Source organism: Janthinobacterium sp. HH104, from assembly GCF_001758715.1.
Taxonomy (GTDB): domain Bacteria; phylum Pseudomonadota; class Gammaproteobacteria; order Burkholderiales; family Burkholderiaceae_D; genus Janthinobacterium; species Janthinobacterium aestuarii.
On the sequence record NZ_LRIB01000052.1, the window covers coordinates 25607 to 44540 of the forward strand.

Annotated in this window: 20 protein-coding genes and 1 tRNA gene; 13 read left to right on the forward strand and 8 right to left on the reverse strand. The window is 63.2% G+C overall.

The features are described from left to right. Nucleotides 1–70: 70 nt before the first annotated feature. The 3 genes from JAB6_RS24065 to JAB6_RS24075 form a co-directional block, all read right to left on the reverse strand. Nucleotides 71–469 carry a GFA family protein gene (locus tag JAB6_RS24065; RefSeq protein ID WP_070305120.1) on the reverse strand — a complete coding sequence of 133 codons (399 nt, stop codon included), beginning with the start codon at nucleotides 467–469 and terminating at the stop codon, nucleotides 71–73. Nucleotides 470–530: 61 nt separating this feature from the next. Next, complete coding sequence (locus JAB6_RS24070) at nucleotides 531–2072, reverse strand: CHASE2 domain-containing protein (protein WP_070305121.1); 1542 nt, start codon at nucleotides 2070–2072, stop codon at nucleotides 531–533. A gap of 120 nt (nucleotides 2073–2192) precedes the next feature. Further along, nucleotides 2193–3521: a serine hydrolase gene (locus tag JAB6_RS24075; RefSeq protein ID WP_070305123.1), complete on the reverse strand. Its 1329-nt coding sequence runs from the start codon at nucleotides 3519–3521 to the stop codon at nucleotides 2193–2195. A gap of 225 nt (nucleotides 3522–3746) precedes the next feature. Here JAB6_RS24075 and JAB6_RS24080 point away from each other — a divergent pair, with 225 nt between their 5' ends. Then, nucleotides 3747–4889, forward strand: coding sequence for a sigma-54-dependent Fis family transcriptional regulator (locus tag JAB6_RS24080; protein ID WP_070305124.1), 1143 nt, complete (start codon nucleotides 3747–3749; stop codon nucleotides 4887–4889). A gap of 143 nt (nucleotides 4890–5032) precedes the next feature. Beyond that, the gene (locus JAB6_RS24085; protein ID WP_070305125.1) at nucleotides 5033–6841 is read left to right on the forward strand and encodes an NAD(P)/FAD-dependent oxidoreductase; all 1809 of its coding nucleotides are present in this window, start codon (nucleotides 5033–5035) and stop codon (nucleotides 6839–6841) included. A gap of 247 nt (nucleotides 6842–7088) precedes the next feature. Here JAB6_RS24085 and JAB6_RS24090 read toward each other — a convergent pair whose 3' ends face one another. Continuing rightward, nucleotides 7089–7655 (reverse strand): YceI family protein, encoded by a 567-nt coding sequence (locus JAB6_RS24090; RefSeq protein WP_034756709.1) that lies wholly within the window; start codon nucleotides 7653–7655, stop codon nucleotides 7089–7091. A gap of 464 nt (nucleotides 7656–8119) precedes the next feature. Between JAB6_RS24090 and JAB6_RS24095 the strand changes: the two genes are divergently transcribed. The 4 genes from JAB6_RS24095 to JAB6_RS24110 all read left to right on the forward strand — a co-directional run bounded on the left by JAB6_RS24095 (nucleotide 8120) and on the right by JAB6_RS24110 (nucleotide 11238). Beyond that, nucleotides 8120–8578: a YbaN family protein gene (locus tag JAB6_RS24095; protein WP_083292965.1), complete on the forward strand. Its 459-nt coding sequence runs from the start codon at nucleotides 8120–8122 to the stop codon at nucleotides 8576–8578. 324 nt (nucleotides 8579–8902) lie between these two features. Further along, the gene (locus tag JAB6_RS24100; protein ID WP_070305126.1) at nucleotides 8903–9712 is read left to right on the forward strand and encodes a methionine ABC transporter ATP-binding protein; all 810 of its coding nucleotides are present in this window, start codon (nucleotides 8903–8905) and stop codon (nucleotides 9710–9712) included. After that, nucleotides 9705–10379 carry a methionine ABC transporter permease gene (locus JAB6_RS24105; protein WP_034756701.1) on the forward strand — a complete coding sequence of 225 codons (675 nt, stop codon included), beginning with the start codon at nucleotides 9705–9707 and terminating at the stop codon, nucleotides 10377–10379. Before JAB6_RS24100 ends, JAB6_RS24105 begins: the two co-directional genes overlap by 8 nt. Before the next feature lie 31 nt (nucleotides 10380–10410). After that, nucleotides 10411–11238, forward strand: coding sequence for a MetQ/NlpA family ABC transporter substrate-binding protein (locus JAB6_RS24110; protein WP_070305127.1), 828 nt, complete (start codon nucleotides 10411–10413; stop codon nucleotides 11236–11238). An 89-nt stretch (nucleotides 11239–11327) separates the two neighbouring features. Here the strand turns inward: JAB6_RS24110 and JAB6_RS24115 are convergent, their stop codons facing one another. Together JAB6_RS24115 and JAB6_RS24120 are read right to left on the reverse strand one after the other, a co-directional pair. Next, complete coding sequence (locus JAB6_RS24115) at nucleotides 11328–11945, reverse strand: OmpW family protein (protein ID WP_034756695.1); 618 nt, start codon at nucleotides 11943–11945, stop codon at nucleotides 11328–11330. Nucleotides 11946–12091: 146 nt separating this feature from the next. Further along, on the reverse strand, nucleotides 12092–12988 hold the full coding sequence (locus JAB6_RS24120; RefSeq protein WP_070305162.1) for a LysR family transcriptional regulator: 897 nt from the start codon (nucleotides 12986–12988) through the stop codon (nucleotides 12092–12094). 248 nt (nucleotides 12989–13236) lie between these two features. Between JAB6_RS24120 and fur the strand changes: the two genes are divergently transcribed. From fur to JAB6_RS24155, 7 genes are all read left to right on the forward strand, one after another. After that, nucleotides 13237–13677: a ferric iron uptake transcriptional regulator gene (fur, locus tag JAB6_RS24125; protein ID WP_034756687.1), complete on the forward strand. Its 441-nt coding sequence runs from the start codon at nucleotides 13237–13239 to the stop codon at nucleotides 13675–13677. 81 nt (nucleotides 13678–13758) lie between these two features. Next, nucleotides 13759–14124: a MerR family transcriptional regulator gene (locus JAB6_RS24130; RefSeq protein WP_034756684.1), complete on the forward strand. Its 366-nt coding sequence runs from the start codon at nucleotides 13759–13761 to the stop codon at nucleotides 14122–14124. Nucleotides 14125–14183: 59 nt separating this feature from the next. Further along, a complete protein-coding gene (locus tag JAB6_RS24135; protein ID WP_070305128.1) occupies nucleotides 14184–14774 on the forward strand; it encodes an NAD(P)H-dependent oxidoreductase in 591 nt (196 codons plus the stop codon). 172 nt (nucleotides 14775–14946) lie between these two features. Further along, nucleotides 14947–16155, forward strand: coding sequence for a SpoIIE family protein phosphatase (locus JAB6_RS24140; RefSeq protein WP_070305129.1), 1209 nt, complete (start codon nucleotides 14947–14949; stop codon nucleotides 16153–16155). A gap of 65 nt (nucleotides 16156–16220) precedes the next feature. Then, complete coding sequence (locus JAB6_RS24145) at nucleotides 16221–16778, forward strand: SiaB family protein kinase (protein WP_034756676.1); 558 nt, start codon at nucleotides 16221–16223, stop codon at nucleotides 16776–16778. Nucleotides 16779–16800: 22 nt separating this feature from the next. Further along, the gene (locus tag JAB6_RS24150; protein ID WP_070305130.1) at nucleotides 16801–17199 is read left to right on the forward strand and encodes a DUF1987 domain-containing protein; all 399 of its coding nucleotides are present in this window, start codon (nucleotides 16801–16803) and stop codon (nucleotides 17197–17199) included. Nucleotides 17200–17202: 3 nt separating this feature from the next. Then, on the forward strand, nucleotides 17203–17943 hold the full coding sequence (locus JAB6_RS24155; RefSeq protein WP_070305132.1) for a GGDEF domain-containing protein: 741 nt from the start codon (nucleotides 17203–17205) through the stop codon (nucleotides 17941–17943). A gap of 14 nt (nucleotides 17944–17957) precedes the next feature. On the opposite strand, the gene JAB6_RS24160 is transcribed toward JAB6_RS24155, so the two are convergent. Together JAB6_RS24160 and JAB6_RS24165 are read right to left on the reverse strand one after the other, a co-directional pair. Continuing rightward, on the reverse strand, nucleotides 17958–18671 hold the full coding sequence (locus JAB6_RS24160; RefSeq protein ID WP_070305134.1) for an ABC transporter substrate-binding protein: 714 nt from the start codon (nucleotides 18669–18671) through the stop codon (nucleotides 17958–17960). Between the two features lie 158 nt (nucleotides 18672–18829). Then, nucleotides 18830–18925, reverse strand: a tRNA-Sec gene (locus JAB6_RS24165). Nucleotides 18926–18934: the final 9 nt, after the last annotated feature.

Below are 18934 nucleotides of genomic sequence, written 5' to 3' on the forward strand. Positions count from 1 at the left end.
GGAGGGCGTAATCCGACAACATCGTCGGCAGCACCTGTCGGATTACGCGGCGTGCCGCCGCTAATCCGACCTACCCCTCGCTACGCGCCCCACGATACTGCGGCAAACCATCGGCCAGTTTCACCCATTCCACTTGCGTGTCCGTATAGATATGGCTGTGCGGCGGCAAGCGCCCTGGCTCATCGAGACTGCCAGTGGTCAAGCCGACCTCGTCCGGGTCGCGCTCATCCTCGAACGTCAGCTGCGTGCCGCAGCGGGGGCAAAAACTGCGCGTGCAGTGTTCGCTGGACGCATACGGTGTGGCCTGCCCCTGCAGCCAGCGAAAATGCGCCCTCGGCACGCTGAACCAGGCGACAAACGGCGCACCTGAGGCGCGGCGGCACATCGAGCAATGGCAAGCCGTTTCATGGAAGGCGCCCGTGCCCGCTTCGTAGCGCACGTCGCCGCATAAACATCCTCCGCTCAGCATGGCATCCTCCTGCAATTGAAAAGGCGCCCAGTGTAACGCCGCTGCGGCGCCACGGTTTGCGCTAGATCACGGCGATGATCAACAGCAGCACCGCCAGCGGCGCCTGCACCAGCACGATACCCGGATGCGTGCGGCGCAGCTGGGCCCACACGGACAGGCCCGGCACTTCCTCATGCGGATGGTGGGCTTCGTCGCGCAGCGACATCGCGTGCAGGAACATGCCGGCGATCAGGGGGCCGGGATTGACCCACCAGCCCTGCTCGAGCAAGCCGCGCGACAAATAGATGGCCAGCGCGCCGATGGCAAACGGCGAGGCCCACACGAGCGCCAGCATCAAACGGATGCCATAGAATTCCGCCAGGGTGCCCATGCGGTGCAGGCGGCTGACATCGTGGTCTTCCATGCGCCGGTCGATGGCCAGCTCGGCGCGGCCGTACAGGGTCCACAGGCCGCCGAACAGGCAGCCCAGCAGCACGCCGATGACGATATCGGCCACGAACACCGCATATTTGTTGACGTCGGCCGTGCCGATGCCCAGCGACGTGTGGGCGGCCGCATGCAGGTGCAGGCCGGCCTGCTCGCCTTCGGCCGTCGTATAGCGGTCGCGCACGTCATAGGTGCTGCCGATATACACGACGTCCTTGCGCGGCGCTACGGCGTCCACACCGGCCTGGCCATCGATCAGTTTGACGCGCGTGCGCGTGGGGTTGAGGAATTGCGGCGCCACGGCGGCCGGGTGAAACGGCGCGGTGACGGCATTCTGTTCGGCCGCCGCCTTGGCGTCGCCGCGAATGACGGGTTCGAACGCCCAGCGCGCCAATACCTTTTCGCTGTCCGTGCGCCGCGCCAGCTGGCACACGCGGCTGGCCAGCGCCACCACTTCCTTTTGCTCGGACAAGGCGGCAGGCATGGGCTGCTTCTGCTCCTGCTCGTCGGCGCCATGCGCCAGCTCGAAGGCCACGGCCGCCAGCACGGGGCTTTTCAGCTCGATGCGCGTGACGGCGCCCATGCGTTCGCGGATGCGCGGGCTGGCAAAGTGGATGCCGGCCGCGCAGCGCGCGCGTATCCACGGCAGGTTCGCGTTGCGGTCCGACTGTTCGGGCAGGATCAGCACCAGTTGCCGGCCATCGGCAGCCAGCCGGTCGAGCACGCCGTCCAGGGGCCGCTCGCCCGCCTTGTGCTGCTCATACACGGCCGGCGCCAGGTCCAGGTCGATGGCCAGCACCTTGCTGCCACGCGCGGCGGCGCTGGCAATCAATTGCTCCAGGCGAGAACGCTCCAGCGGTTCGCGCTCGTCGAAGACCTGTTCGAACGCGGGCTGGTCGATTTCGATGATGCCGGGCCGGTAGGCGGCGCCCGGGTCCTTGCCACGGTCCAGCAGCTGTTCCTGCGCCGCGCTGGCCCGCAGCATGGCCGCATCGAGCCATTCGAGCACGTGAAAACCCTCGAGCGCCAGCATCAGCGCGGCGATCAGGCTGGCGCCGATCACGTGGTGCAGCAGATGCGTGCCCGTCAGCTTGAAGGCGGAACCCAGCTGGACGGCCGGCCACAGCAGGCGCCGCCAGAGCGGTGGGCGCGGTTGATCCGGCTGGCTGGTTTCCACGGTGCGCTCCCTTGCGTGCGATGCCTTAATTATCATTAAGGCAATAAATGATGACGAAAGGATAGTGTATTGCAGTTGTGTCCGTTTCGCCGCACGGCTGGCACGGGCCAACCTGGCAGCCTACTTCGGCCTGGCCAGCAGCAGCTTGCCCAGCGCTTCGAAGGCCGGCGTGGTGGTCGGATCGTTGGCCGCGTTGGCCGCCGTCGGCGTCGAGGCGAAACGCACGATCACCATTTCCGCCTTCGGATCGATGTAGATGCGCTGGCCGTACACGCCGCGCGCCATGTAGGCGCCATGGTCGTTATGCGTGACCCACCACATGTCGCGGTAGCTCCAGCCCTTGAGCAAATCGTAGCCGCCCTTGGCGAACAGCTGCTTGTCGCCGCCACGGCGGATATCGTCGACGGCCGCCTTCGGAATGATTTGCTGGCCGTTGTAGCGGCCATCGTTGCGCAGCATCTCGCCGAATCGGGCCAGGTCGCGCAAGCCCGCGCTCAAGCCGCCGCCGGCAAACGGCGTGCCCGTCGAATCGACCGACATGTAGCCATCCTGCTCGGCGCCCAGCTTTTGCCAGACATGCTCGGACAGGTAGTCGTTGACGTTCCGCCCCGTGACCCTGGCGATGATCCAGCCCAGCACGTCGGAATTGACCGTGCGGTAGCCGAAGCCCTCGCCATGTTTTCCCTCATGCCGCACCGTTTGCAGGTACTCGAAATAGCTGCGCGGCCCCGTGTAATCCTTGGGCTTAGGCAGCGGGTTGCCGGCCGCCGCGTGCTGCCACACTTCCGCATTCGGGTCGGCGTAATCCTCGCTGAATTTCAGGCCCGTGGTCATGTCGAGCACCTGGCGCACAGTGGCGTCGCCAAACGCGGATTTGGCCAGTTCCGGCACGTACTCGGCCACCTTCTTGCCCGGATCGAGCTTGCCTTCGGCCACCAGGGCCGCGCCGATGGTACCCATCACGGACTTCGTTACCGACATGGCGCCATGCTGGCCGCCCTCCTTCAGTACGCCGAAATAGCGTTCGTACACGATGCGGCCACGGTGCAGCACGACGATGCCGTCCGTGTAATTGGCGCCCAGCGACTGCTCCCACGTCATCGTATCCTTGGCGCCAAGCGGCGTGAAGCGCAGGCTGTCGATATCGTTGCGCAGCGCGCGCGGCAAGGGCACGGGCGCCTTCAAGCCGCGCGCCACCGCCACCGTCGGCATCAGCTGGCGGAAATGCGATACGCTCCAGCGCAGCTGCGGGAAATTGAAATAGCTGCCATCGTCGAAGCGGATGATTTTATCGGCCGGCGGCGGCGCGCCCACCATCCATTGCAATGCAGCCGGATCGCTGGCGGCGGCCGACAGCGGCGCCGTCGTCTCTGCCGCATGGGCGCCGGCGGCCAGCGCCAGGCAGGCTGCGGCCAGAGCCAGGCGGCGGATTGGTGGCAGTGTCGTCATGCACTTCTCCTGTCATGGCTGGCACCCGCGGCGGCGCTCGCTTCATCCGATGCATGCTAACAGAGAAACTTTTTATCTTGTTCTACGGCATCCTATTGTGCGGGCCACGCGCTGAGACGAACGTCTCAAGCGCGCGCCATGCTGCAGCGCAGGATGCGCGGCCCCGCGCTTCGTGCTAAAAACGAAAACACCATAAAAAACAGACACGAGACACTGGAGAGCGCCATGCCCTACGTCCGCCAGACCAGCCATATCGACCGCGTGCGTGACCTGATCGCCGGCCGCATCGTCAATCCAGGCGCCGATACGGCCAGGCTGGCGTCGTCGTACCGGCGTTCGCTCGACGACTACCGGCTCGATCCCGCGTCCACCACGGGGCCGCGTATCCTGACGGGCGCCGAACTGCGCGCCATCCAGCAGTCGGAAGAAGATTTTCTGCGCTCCACGGGCCAGTGCCTGCCGCGCCTGCACGCCATGGTGCGCGAAGCGGGTTACTGCGTCATCCTCGCCAATGCGCGCGGTGTGACGATCGACTATGTGGTCGACACGGACCAGCGCAAGGACTTCAAGAAGGCGGGCCTGTATCCGGGTTCGTGCTGGTCGGAAGAGGAGGAAGGCACGTGCGGCATCGCCTCTGTGCTGCTCGACCACGAAGCCATCACCGTGCACAAGACCGACCATTTTCGCGCCGCCTTCACGGGCCTGACCTGCAGCGCGGCGCCGATCTTTTCGCCGCACGGCGACTTGATCGGCGTGCTCGATGCGTCGGCCCTGCGTTCGCCCGACGCGCGCGACAGCCAGCGCCTGGTGAAACAACTGGTGCGGCAAGGCGCGACCCTGATCGAGGACGGTTTTTTTCTCAAATCCTACAGCCATTGCTGCATCCTGCTGGCGCACCGCAACCGCCACTTCGTGGAAGTGCAGCCGGAAATGCTGCTCGCCATCGACGAACATGGCGACATCGTCGCCGCCAACCGCTGCGCGCGCGACGTCATCGGGGGCATCGACAGCCTGCCGCGTCCCGTCGCAGAGGTACTGGAAGTGCGCACCGAACGGCTGTTCGATGCGCGCGCGGGACACAGTCTGCTGTCCTTGCGCCTGGCCGGCGGCAGCACCTGGCTGCATGCCCGCGTGCGCGCGCCGCTGCGCCAGGCCAAGGTGCGTCCGCGCACCATGCGCGAGTCGCCCGTCGCGCAAGATGTAGTGGCATACACGGCGCCGGAACTGGCCGAACGCACGCGCATCGAGCACGCAATGAACGCCGCCAAATGGCGCCCGCTGCAGGCGGCCGCCATGCTGGGCATCTCGCGCGCTACCCTGTACCGGCGCCTCAAGCAGCTGCACATCGTGGCGCCGCACCGCCAGTAACCCATCCGGAAAGCTGAGATTTCCGTCTCAAATTCAGCCATGCTGCGCTGCGCAATGCGGCGCCGGAACGCCAGTGTTACAACATCGTCAGCGGCAACACAGCCGCATCCCATCATAAAGTCAGCAGACTTGGAGGAGACACGATGCAAACCGATATCAACCCACACGACTTGGCCGTGGCCGGCATCCTGGAGCAGCTCGAAGGCTTTCTTCGCGCCAGTGACGGCACAGGCGCCGCGCAATTGTTCGAACAGGATGGCTACTGGCGCGACCTGGTGCTGTTTACCTGGAACCTGAAAACCCTGGAAGGCCGCGAACAGATCGCCGCCATGCTGGCCGCCCAATTAGGCGCCGTGCAGCCAGTCTCCATCCGCATCACCGATGGCGAGCATGCGGTGGAAGCCGGCGGCGTGCTGCAAAGCTGGATCACGGTGGAAACGAACGTGGCGCGCGGCGTGGGTTTCATCCGCATCCGCGACGGCAAGATCTGGACACTGCTCACCACCATGAGCGAATTGAAGGGTTTTGAAGAAGCCAAAGGCGGCCGGCGCCCCATGGGCGCGGAACACGGCGCGCGCACCAACCGCAGCAGCTGGCTGGAAAACCGCGAGCAGGATGCAAAGGAACTGGGCTATACGCGCCAGCCCTACTGCGTCATCATCGGCGGCGGCCAGGGCGGCATCGCGCTCGGCGCGCGGCTGCGCCAGCTGAACGTCCCCACCATCATCATCGAGAAAAATGCGCGCCCAGGCGACAGCTGGCGCAAGCGCTACAAGTCCCTGTGCCTGCACGACCCCGTCTGGTACGACCACATGCCCTACATCCCGTTTCCCGACAACTGGCCCGTCTTCACGCCAAAGGACAAGGTCGGCGACTGGCTGGAAATGTACACCAAGGTGATGGAGCTCAATTACTGGGGCTCGACTTCATGTGAGTCGGCCAGCTTCGACGAGAGCACGGGCGAGTGGACAGTGCAGGTGCTGCGCGATGGCCAGCCCGTCACCCTGAAACCGAAGCAGCTGGTGCTGGCCACGGGCATGTCGGGCAAGGCGAACATGCCGAAGTTCAAGGGCATGGACGTGTTCCAGGGCGAGCAGCAGCACTCGTCGCAGCATCCAGGGCCGGACGCCTATGTGGGCAAGAAAGTGGTCGTCATCGGCGCGAACAATTCCGCGCACGATATCTGCGCCGCCCTGTGGGAAGCGGGCGTGGACGTGACGATGGTGCAGCGCTCGTCGACGCACATCGTCAAGTCCGATTCCCTGATGGACCTGGCGCTGGGCGACCTGTACTCGGAACGGGCGCTGGCCGCCGGCATGACGACGGCCAAGGCCGACCTGACGTTCGCCTCGATTCCGTACAAGATCCTGGCCGACTTCCAGAAGCCCGTCTTCAAGGCCATCCGCGAACGCGACGCGGATTTTTACCAGCGCCTGGAAGAACGGGGCTTCATGCTGGACTTTGGCGATGACGATTCCGGCCTGTTCATGAAATACCTGCGCCGCGGTTCCGGCTACTACATCGACGTGGGCGCCTCGGAGCTGGTCGCCGACGGCAAGATCAAGCTGAAAAGCGGCGTCGGCGTGCAGGAGCTGAAAGCCCATTCCATCGTGCTGTCGGACGGCACGGAACTGCCGGCCGACCTGGTGGTGTACGCCACCGGCTACGGCTCCATGAATGGCTGGGCGGCGGACCTGATCTCGCCCGAGGTGGCGAACAAGGTGGGCAAGGTATGGGGCCTCGGTTCGGCCACGACGAAGGACCCTGGCCCGTGGGAGGGCGAACAACGTAATATGTGGAAACCCACGCAGCAGCAGGCGCTGTGGTTCCACGGCGGTAACCTGCACCAGTCGCGCCACTATTCCCAGTACCTGTCGCTGCAGCTGAAGGCGCGCATGGAAGGGTTGAACACGCCCGTGTATGGGCAGCAGGAGGTGCATCACCTGGCATGATCGTCTTGCATGCCGGCGCATGTCGGCTTATGTCGGATTACGCGCGGCTTTGCCGCGCTAATCCGACCTACTGTCGAAAAAGCGGTGGATTTTGGCCCGCCGCTTCTTGCGGCACCTGCAAAACCACGTAGGTCGGATTAGCGCGCAAGCGCGTAATCCGACACAATGTTGGCGCATACCGGATTACACACGAAAAAATGGCGGCGGACCGAAGTCCGCCGCCATTTTTACGTCATGCAGCCAACGATTACTGTTTGATGGCTTCGATGGCGAAAGTCAGGGTGACATCATCGCTGACAGCTGGCGCATATTTGCCGGCATTGAATTCCGAGCGCTTGATCTTGGCCGTGGCGTTGGCGCCGCAAGCGTCTTTCTTCAGCATCGGGTGCGGTGCGCAGGCGAACGAGGTGACGGTCAGGGTGACTGGCTTGGTCACGCCTTTCAGGGTCAGGTTGCCTTCAACGGAGGCCAGCTTGTCGCCGTCGAAATTGAACTTGGTCGATTTGTAGGTGGCGACAGGATACTTGGCCGTGTCGAGGAAGTCTTCGCCCTGGATGTGCGAGTTGAACAGGGTCGAACCCGTATCGACGGACTTGGTGTCGATCAGCACTTCGACGGCGCCCGTCTTGGCTGCGCGGTCCAGCGTGACCTTGCCGGTGGTGTTATTGAAACGGCTTTGCTGCGTCGAGAAGCCCATGTGGGTGTACTCGAAACGGGGGAAAGTGTGGCTGCCATCGATGACATAGACTTCTGGAGCGGCAAAAGCGGACAGCGAGAAGCCGGCGGCGGCGATAAAAGCGAGCAGTTTTTTCATAATGGATTCCTGTTAGGAGTGGAGGATGTCAAAACCGCAAGCAGCTACAGGCGGGAAACACTGCGGCTGATTGTCTGGCTTCAGTTGCAACAGATTATGCATGGCATGAAGATCGATGTAAAACGGAAAATATACCTAGTTAGCATCGAAAAAATCGATAATAAGAGCAATGATGTCCATGACAGCGTCTTCTGCTGCCGATTATTGTCTGCATTGCCAAAAATATCCAGCGTTATCAAATTCACAGATGAGAATGATTCTTGTTATTATTCTGTGCAATGGTTATCATCACGGCCCTGGCGCGTATGCAACGGGGCCTTGATTCATCCATAATAGAGCAGAATACAGCACAGAAAAAACATGACGGCCACCCGCCACACCCGCCACGATATGCGCATCTTGAACGCCCATCCCACCGCCTCCCCGCCCCGCAGCCAGGGCCTGACCGCCGGCGCCCTCGCCTGATGCGGGAGCCGCACGCCCAGCCGCCATTGCGCGAAGCGCACGGCGTGCGCCTGCGCCGCTGGGCCTGGACCGCCGCCGGCGCCCTGATGGTGCTGCTGGGGATCATCGGCGCCATGCTGCCCGTCATGCCGACGACGATTTTCCTGATCCTCGCCCTGGCCTGCTTCAGCCGCGCTTCGCCGCGCCTCGAGCACTGGCTGCTGCACCATCCCCGCTTCGGTCCGCCGCTGCGCCAGTGGCGCGAACACCGTGCCGTTTCGCGGCGCGGCAAGGCCATGGCTTGCCTGGGCATGGCCATCGGCTTTGTCGCCATGTGCCTGGGCCACCCGCCGTGGTGGGTCATCGCCATGGTGGGCGCCATGGAAATCGCCGTCCTCGTCTACCTGCTGCGGCGTCCCGAAGGCCCTGCCGCCAGCGGGGCAGAATCTGCCCGCGAAGAGAGTAATGGCGGGCAGTAAACCGCCCTGCCCGCCTCCAAAAAACGGCAAGTGAGCCGAACTGCACATAAAAGCACTGCGATGCATCCGCAGGGCGCGGCGAACTTTTCACCAAGATGCGGTGTCTTCGCGCCCCTCCACGTGATTAAATTCGGCAAGAACGCCGCTTTCCCGCTTTTTCAACCAACAAACACGCGCATAGACATTATTTGCATATTCAAAGCAAGATTCTGTCGTAGGAGTAATAACACGATCGGAGGTATACTACGCAACCGACGTAACAGGCTGGGCGATTTGGCCCCTGCAAGCGCGCCTGTCACGGTCCAATAAAAAAGGAAACACTGCATGACCACACCACACCGTACGCCGGTGATTCGCATCGATGGCGCGAACAAGACTTTTGCGCTACCCAAAGGCGAACAATTCCACGCGGTCAAATCGGTCACGCTGGAAGTCTATCCCGGTGATATTTTCGGCCTGATCGGCAAGAGCGGTGCCGGCAAATCGACCTTACTGCGCCTGATTAACCTGCTCGAGCGCCCTGACAGCGGCACCATTACCGTGGCCGGGCGCGAACTGACACGCCTGGGCAAGAGCGACTTGCGCGACGCGCGCCAGAATATCGGCATGATTTTCCAGCAGTTCAATCTGCTGCAAAACGCCAGCGTCTTCGACAACGTCGCCTTCCCCCTGAAAATCCATGGCACGACCAAGGGCGAGCAGATCGCCGCCAGGGTCGAGGAATGCCTGGCGCTCGTCGGCCTGTCCGACAAGCTGCACAGCTATCCGGCGCAATTGTCCGGCGGGCAGAAGCAGCGCGTGGCCATCGCCCGCGCGCTGGCCAGCCACCCCGACGTGCTGCTGTGCGACGAGCCGACGTCCGCGCTGGATGCGGAAACGACGCGCGCCCTGCTCGACACCCTGCGCGACATCAATGCGCGCCTGGGCGTGACCATCGTCATCGTCAGCCATGAGCTGTCGGTGCTGGGCGCCATCTGCAACCGCGTCGCCGTCGTGGAAAAAGGCGCCATCGCCGAACAATTCGATCTGAGCGACACGGCCACCCCGCGCAAGACGGCGCTGGGACGCGAGCTCGCTTATTACGGCACCGAGGCGTTTGAAGCCACCGCATGGAAGGATGCAACACATGTTTGAAGAATCGATCAATAACGTCATCAACCTGCTGCCGGAAATCTGGGTGGCGCTGGGCCAGACCATGACCATGCTGGGCATTGGCCTCACGGCCGCCATCCTGGTCGGCGGCCCGCTGGGCATCTTGCTGTTCCTCGTGTCGGAAGGCCAGTCGCTGGAAAACCGTCCGCTGTCGATGATCCTCGGCTGGCTGGTGAATACCGTGCGCAGCTTCCCGTTCATCATTCTGCTGGTCGCCCTGACGCCGTTTACACGCATCATCGCGGGCACCTCGATCGGCCCGCTGGCAGCTGCCGTGCCGCTGTCGTTTGCCGCCATCCCCTACCTGGCGCGCCTGGTGGAACAGAACCTGCGCGAAGTGCCGCGCGGCGTGATCGAAGCGGCGCACGCCATGGGCGCGTCGGAAATGCAGATCATCTTCCGCGTACTGCTGGTCGAAGCGCGTTCCGGCCTCGTGCTGGCGCTGACCGTGCTGTCGATCAGCTTCCTGTCGTATTCGGCCGTGGCCGGCGTGGTGGGCGGCGGCGGCATCGGCGACCTGGCCATCCGCTACGGCTACTACCGCTTCGAGACGGACATCATGGTCGCCACCGTGGCCATCCTGATCGTGCTGGTGCAAACCATCCAGTTCGCCGGCACGCGCATCGCCAAGCGCCTCGACAAACGTTAACTCATTTCAGTATTTCAGTACAAGGAAAAGCATGAACCACATTCGCCGTACCCTGCTCGTCGCAGCCACCAGCCTGGCCTTCACCACCGCCGCCCACGCCAAGGACCCGAAAGAACTCGTCATCGGCACCAGCTCCGGCCCGTATTCGGACCAGCTGAAGCTGGGCATCAAGCCTATCCTGGAAAAACAGGGCTACAAGGTCAAGATCGTGGAATTCAACGACTACGTGCAGCCGAACTACGCGCTGGCCGAAGGTTCGCTCGACGCCAACGTGTTCCAGCACATCGTGTATCTGACCAAGTTCGCCACCGATAACAAGCTGCCATTGAGCCCCTTGATCACCGTGCCGACCATGCCGATCGGCTTGTACGGCGGCAAGCAGAAAACGCTGGCCGACGTGAAGAACGGCGCCACCATCACCATGCCGAACGACCCGACCAACCAGGCGCGCGCGCTGGTGATGCTGGCCAAGATGGGCTGGATCAAACTGAAACCGAACGTCGACCCGCTGCGCGCGTCCGAACGCGACGTGCTGGAAAATCCGAAGAAGCTGAAACTGGTGCCGCTGGAAGCGGCGCAGCTGCCACGCTCGCTGGCGGACGCCGACTACGCTTTCGTCAACGGTAACTTCGCCCTGGCCGCCGGCATGAAGCTGACGTCGGCCCTCGCCGTGGAAAAGATCTCGGACAGCTACATCAACCTGGTTGCCATCCGCACGGCCGACAAGGCCAAGCCATGGGTCAAGGACCTGGAAGCGGCCTACCGCTCGCGCGCCTTCCTCGACGCGACGAACAAGTATTTGGCCGGCTACGAAAAGACGGACTACCAGCTGGCGCTGGAAAAAACGCTGAAAAAATAAAGCGGCACATGCCATGCAAAAAGACGGCCAGGTTCACACCTGGCCGTCTTTTTTATTGTCCGCGCCGCATGGGCGCAGCCGGTCACTGCTTAGAAGCGGTAGCCGACACCGACACCGATCAGGAGAGGATCGACCTTGACTTCGCTGGCCTTGGCGCCACCGATGAAGACGTCGCTGCGGATCTGCACTTTCTTGATATCGAAGTTCAGGGACCAGTTTTTATCCAGTTTGTAGTCGACACCGGCTTGCAGCGAGTAGCCCCAGCTGTCGTGCTCCAGGCGGCCGGCGCCGTTCAGCAATTTCACGTCGGAGATATTCGTGTAGTTGATGCCGGCACCCACGTAAGGGCTGAACTGTTTTTCAGGCATGAAGTGGTATTGCAGCGACAGGGTCGGCGGCAAATGCTTGAAGGTACCGATATTGTTGCCATCGAGCTTGACGTCATGCTTTTGCGGGTAAGTCAGGATCAGCTCGGCAGCGATATTCGGGGTGAAGAAGTACGAAATATCGATTTCAGGAATCGTCTTGCTGCTGACCGTCAAACGGTCGGATGCGCCGACGCCACCAACAGGAGCAGATTTATCGGCCGGATCGAGGTGCACGGCGCGCGCACGGACCAGCCATGGGCCTTCCTGTGCCATTGCGTTGCTGGCGAATGCGCCGATGGCGGCCAGGACGATTGCTGCTGCAGTTGCGGACTTTTTCATTCTAGTTCCCTCTTTTTGTCGTTAAGTAACGCTGCGAAGTCTAAGATTGCAGTGCAACAAAAACTTTGATCCACATCAAATAGTGCTAGATGGCATCACTAGAGGGATTTTTTCCTTTACCCAGGTCAAGAAAATGCCGCAGCGCGTCAATTCGCCTCGGCAAACACGCTGGCGACCCACTCGGCAAACGCGCGTACGCGTGGCGACAATTGCCGGTGATGGGGATACAGCACGGACACGGGCAGCGGGTCGGGACGCAAGTCCCGCAGCACTTCCACCAGCTCGCCCGCAGCTAGCGCCGATTCAAGGTGATACCGGGGCGCCTGGATCAGGCCCATGCCCGCGCGGCAGCAGGCGTGGTACGCGTCCGCATTGTTGACGGACACCGTGCCCGGCAAGGCCACGCTGTGCCGCTGCCCATCCACCTTGAAATCGAAGGGCCAGACCTTGCCCGTTTGGGCGGAAAAGAAATTGACGGCGCGGTGGCCCGCCAGTTGCGCCAGATTTTCCGGCGTGCCGTGCGCGGCCAGGTAGGCGGGACTGGCGCATGTCACTTGTTCGAGCAGCGCCACCCGGCGCGCCACCATCGACGAGTCGCCCAGTTCGCCCACGCGCAGCACGCAGTCGACGCCTTCGCGCACCAGGTCGACGAGGCGGTCGCCCATGCCGATTTCCAGTTCGATCAAGGGATAGCGGGCGCAGAACTGGTCCAGCACGGGCATGACGAAATGCATGGCCAGGGTCGCGTGCAAGTCGATGCGCAGTTTGCCGGCCGGCTGCTGCGCCGCCGAACTGAACACGGATTCCGTCTCTTCCAGGTCCGCCAGCAGGCGCACGCAGCGCTGGTAATACGCTTCGCCATCGGGCGTGGGCGTGACTTGCCGCGTGGTTCGCTGCAGCAGGCGCACGCGCAGCCGCGCTTCGAGCTGCTTGATCGCATGCGTGACCGTCGCTTTCGGGTAGCCGAGGTCATGCGCCGCCTGCGTGAAACTGCGTAACTCGACGATGCGCGTAAAGATCCGCATCGCATCAAATCGGTCCATGCCGTGCTCCATTGTTATTCCCTGGTGCACAGTGTAGCGATTCAACGGGTATTTTCCGATTCTTCATGATAACTGCCGGCACAAGTTGCCCGCCACGCAATCTCCACTTGCGCCGATGTCACTGGATTGCCGCCTGCCCGCACGGCATACTATTTCCGGTTCGCACGATACAAATGAGAATAGTAATGATTATCATTTGCGATATAATGAATGACCTCGCTAGGCGACTACAAAAAGGAATGGGAGACATGGATATATTGAGGGAACTGCGTGAATCGGGATTGAAAGTCACCATCCCCCGCTTGCGGATTCTGCAGCTGTTTCAAGAAGGCACGATCAAGCACCTGAGTGCGGACGATGTCTACAAACTCTTGCTGGCCGAAAAAATCGACGTGGGCCTGGCCACGATCTACCGCGTGCTGATGCAGTTTGCCGAAGCTGGCATTCTGTTTCGCCGCCACTTCGAATCGGGCCACGCCGTCTTCGAATTGAACGAAGGCCAGCACCACGACCACCTGGTCTGCACCGGTTGCGGCAAGGTCGATGAATTCGTCGATGAAGGCATCGAGCTGCGCCAGAACGAAATCGCCGCCGAACGGGGCTTCGTGCTGCACGAGCACGCGCTGTCGCTGTACGGCACCTGCGCCGAGTGCACGGCGAAGAAAGTCCCGCCGCGCAAAGCGTCCTGAGGCAGCGCGCAAGCTAGCGCCTGGCAAGCCAGCTGCGCTACACTGCGTACGCCGCAGCTCGATAAAAGGACAAGGACAAGCATGTACATCGGAGAAATCGCCCGCCTGGCGGGCACCTCGCCCAAGGCCTTGCGCCACTATGAAGCGCTGGGCTTGCTGGGGGACGTGCGCCGCTCGGGCGCCTATCGCGTCTACACGCAGCAAGACCTGGCGCAAGTGAAGCTGATACGCCAGGCGCAGGTCCTGGGCTTCCGCCTGGCCGAACTGCTGCCCGTCCTGGCCGGCGACGACACGGACTGGGCCGCCCTGTCGCAGCACATCGCCGCCAAGCGCGCGCAGGTGCGGCAGGATATCGCCCGCCTGCGCCAGCTCGACGCGCAATTGGCCGACATCGACACGGAAATCGGCGACTGCCTGGCACGCCAGCGTCTGCAAGAGGCCGCTTGACTCTGCCACTAGGGGCAGGCTTTAGCATGCAAGCTCTTCTTTAACGGACAGCCTGCATCATGACCAAGACGACACCCAAGCGCATTTTGATACTCCTCGGCCACCCGTCCAGCGACAGCTTTTGCGCCGCCCTGGCCGATGCCTACGCCGCCACGGCCCGCAGCGAAGGCCATACCGTGCGCGAGCTGCGCCTAGGCCAGCTCGATTTCGACCCCATCCTGCACGAAGGCTACCGCCAGGTGCAGCCGCTGGAAGCGGACTTGCTGGCCGCGCAGGAAGCCATCAGCTGGGCCGAGCATCTGGTGTTCGCCTACCCGATCTGGTGGGGCGGCGCGCCGGCCCTGCTGAAGGGCTTTGTCGACCGCGTCTTCCTGCCCGGCTACGCCTTCAAATATCGCCCGGGCAAGGCATTCCCGGCGCAGCTGCTGTTGGGCCGCACGGCCCAGCTCCTGGTGACGATGGATACGCCACCCTGGTATTTCCGCTGGGTCTACCACATGCCCGGCATCCACCAGCTGCGCAAGACGACGCTGGAATTTTGCGGCATCAAGCCCGTCAAGGTGGCCAGCTTCGGTCCCATTTTGAACTCCACCGAGCCGCAGCGCGCGCGCTGGCTGGAACAGGCGCAGGCGCTGGCCCGGCGCCTGTAGGTTGCTTGCCATGCAGCCATCTTGCATACGGTTTTGACAAGCTGGTAATCAAGCCGTCATATTCAAAGGCTACCATGATGATATTGCCTGTTTGTCAGTCGCCTTGCTCTCGCGACAACAAGGGTCCGACCGTCATCTAAAGGTAGCCGCTGTGGAGTTCAACGCTTCTCGATTGCATCTTCCCCGTTATCGCACGTCCGTGGCGTCCGACCTGTGCATCGCCACGGAATCCGTGCAGGCCGACGCCAGCAATTTCGCCGTGCTGGAACTGTTCACGGAACGGCGCGACATGATGAGCCTGCCCGTCACGGAACAGCACAAGCCCATCGGCTTGATCAGCCGCAACATCTTCATGTCGCAGATGTCCAAGCCCTTCTATCACGAGGTGTACGGCAAGAAGAGCTGCATCGCCTTCATGGACAAGGAACCGCTGATCGTCGACGGCGCCATGAGCATCGAAGACCTCACCTTCCGCGCCGTGGAAGCGGGCGAGAAGGCGCTGGCCGACGGCTTCATCATCACCGAAGATGGCGCGCTGGCCGGCGTGGGCTTCGGCTTGCAGCTGATGAACGTGGTCGCCACCATGCAGGCGGAAAAGAACCGGCAGATCATGCACAGCATCGATTACGCCAGCGTGATCCAGCGCGCCCTGCTGCGCACCTCCGATGCGGAACTGCGCGCCACCCTGCCCGACGCGCACCTGGAATGGCAGCCGCGCGACGTCGTCGGCGGCGACTTCTACTTTTTCGAACGCCACGCGGGCGGCTGGTTCGCCGCCATCGCCGACTGCACGGGCCACGGCGTACCGGGTGCCTTCATGACCTTGATCGCCTCGTCTGCCCTGAGCCAGGCCCTGCGCGAACTGGGACCGCACGATCCGGCCGCCCTGATCGGCGCCGTCAGCCGTGCCATCAAGACCTTGCTGGGCCAGGATGGCGCCAGCACCGGCCACCACGCCGGCTCGAACGACGGCATGGATTGTGCCTTCCTGTGCTACGACACGGCCAGCGCCAGCCTGCGTTTCGCGGGGGCGAAACTGGCGCTGCACGTGGTCGCGCCCGGCGAGGACAGCGTGCGCGCCATCGACGGCGCGCGCATGGGCGTGGGCTATGTCGACACGCCGGCCGGCTACTGCTGGCACAACGAGACGCTGACCATACCCGCCGGCAGCCTGCTGTTACTCACCACCGACGGCTTGCTCGACCAGATCGGCGGCGCGCGCGACATCGCCTACGGCAAGCGGCGCATGCGCGAGCAGTTGCTGGCGCGGCGCGACGCTCCCGCCGGCGACGTGGCGGCGGCCCTGCTGCAGGACAGCGCCGCCTGGCAGGGAGCGCAGCCGCGCCGCGACGACCTGACCTTTTTCTGTTTCCGCCTGTAGTTTTGGCGCCATCGAGCCACCTTATCAACAAGAAACCGGGTCACCGGCTAGCCAGGAGCACGGACGTGCTGTACGAAGAATTCAACGAGTTTTGGGATGTGGCACGCAAGCGCAACATCATCTTTTTTTACGTGGGCTATTTCTCGCAGCACGTGGTGAACGCCATTTCCGAAACCATCAAGGCGCGCCTCGACACCGCCGGCGCGGCCGGGCCCACGCGGCGGCGCATCTTTTCCTCGTTCATCGAGATGTCGCAAAACATCATGCACTATTCCGCGGACAGCCTGACGCCCGATGCGCAGCTGGACCAGCAGATGCGGCGCGGCTCGTTTTGCATCGGCACGCGCGGCGACAGCTTTTTTCTGCTGTGCGCCAATCCCGTCTCGACGGACAACGTGGCGCAGATCCGCGCCCGCCTGGAGCCGCTGCACACCATGACGATGGAGGAAATCCGCCTGGCCTATAAAAAGGCCCTGCGCGAGGAAGCGCCGGCCGACAGCAAGGGCGCGGGCCTGGGTTTTCTCACCATGGCGCGCGACGCCAGCGAGCCGCTGGAATTCGAATTCGTCCAGGATCCCCAGGAACCTGGCCACACCATCTTCTGCATCAAAGCCATCATTTGAAAGAGCCGACTCAGGAAAGCATATGCAATTACCGTCACCACTGTTCATCGCCGCGACCCCGAGTTCGCCCGAAATCGACTTCCGTTTCGAGCAGCACACCCTGTCGATCAAGGGCGAGTCGTATCCGGAAAACGCGGCCGCCTTCTATGGCCCGCTGATCGCCGCCGTGCGCGCCTACCTGGAAGGCTGCCGCGAAGCGGCCATCACCGTCAACGTCTCGCTGGCCTACTTCAACAGCTCGAGCACGAAGATGCTGTTTACCCTGTTCGACACCCTGAACCAGGCGGCCGTCGATGGCAACCAGGTACGTCTGAACTGGTACCACGACGAGGACGACGACACCATCCTGGAATTCGGCGAGGAGCTGCAGCAGGACTTCACGGCGCTGGACTTCCACGACCATCCCGTGCAGGGCAGCTAGGGCATGCGCGCCGCCCTCTCCGAGTCCGGCCTGGAGCCCGACCTGTTCACCGTGGAAGCGGCGGCGCTGGCTGCCGCGCGCCGCATGCACGCCGACGCCAATGCCTCGGGCGCGGAACAGCGGCGCGTGCTCGGTGAACTGATCGTCCACTACGAGCGGCTGATGCGCGAAACGCGGCGCCTGATCGGCCGCAGCGACCGCGCCGAGCGCGACATGCATCTGCTGAACCGCCAATTGCAGACCCTGGCCGGCCAGCTCGAATACCGTGCCACGCACGACCCGCTGACGGGCGCCCTGAACCGCGGCGCCGTCATCGACCACGCGTCGCGCTGCCTGGCGCAGGGCGACATGGCGCTGATCGTGCTCGATATCGACCTGTTCAAGCAGGTCAACGACGACTTCGGCCACCCGGCCGGCGACGGCGTGATCCAGGCCGTGGTCGACTGCCTGAAGGGGCTATTGGGACAGGAAACGGCCATCGGCCGGGTCGGCGGCGAAGAGTTTTCCGTTGTCTGGCCCACCTCCTCGCGCGACGACGCGGCGCAAGTGGCGCAGCGCATCTGCGAGACGGTCGGCCGCCAGCGCCATGCGGCGCCCATCACGCGCGCCATCACCGTCAGCGTGGGCCTGAGCTGGAACCGTGCCGGCACGCCGTTCGAGACGGCCTACAGCCATGCGGACCAGGCCCTGTACCAGGCCAAGCGCGAAGGACGCAACTGCGTGCGCCAATGGCTGGAGAGCTAAATCAGTGCACTGAATCAGCGCAGCTGTTCGCGCGCCATGCTGCCGTCGCGGCGCATGGCGGCCGCCGCGCGCTGCATGGCCGCCACCTGCGCATCGGGCAATTGCTTGTTGCAGGCGAGGTAAGTCTGCACGCGGTTGAAGGTCAGCAGCGGCACCACCTTGCCCTCCCACTCCTTGCCGACGAAAGGCTTGCTGCCCACCGCCATGCCGACGGCCCACAGGTCGATACGCCCCAGCAGCAGCTTTTGCGGATTGAGCCACTCCTGCGTCACGGGCGCCACGCTCATGCCGCGCTGGCGCAGGTAATCGTCGCGCGCGTCGCCGAGCACCGTGCCGATCACCAGGCCGCGCGCATCGGCCAGCGTGCGCAAGGTGAGGTGCCGCTCGGCCAGGCCATACAGTATCCATTCCGCTTCGTTGAGGGGACCGATCCAGCGAAATTGCGCTTCGCGTTCCTGCGTGCGGCTGGTGGAAAAGATGCAGGTGTCGGCTTCGCGCAGCGCCTGCGCATACGCGCGCTTCCACGGCAGCAATTCGATGCTGTAGGCGATACCGGCGCGCGCCATGATGCCACGCACCTTGAGCGTTTCACGCCCCACGACGACATTGCCTTCCATCATGCTCGATGGCGGCAAATGCTCGCCGACGATGCGCAGGCCGGCCGCCGCGGCCAGCGCCGGCATCAGCAGCGCCGCTGCCAGCAGCCGTGCCATGCTTGCTTGTTTCATGCTTGCTTTCTTCTGCTACAGGGGATTCAAGCCGATGTTACCATCGGCCCGCACTGGCATCGCCGCATATGGGCAATTCAATCAACTATTTTCGGCAGCGTGGCAACAAGCCAACGCCAGCAGAACGCCATGCGGGAGGGGATGGGAGGAAAAGTAACTGGCGGAAAACAGTAGGAGTCGAACCTACGGAAGAACGTCTGACGCCCTCCACCGGGTTTGAAGCCCGGCCACATCACCGGATGAGTGTGCTTTCCGCGGTGCCT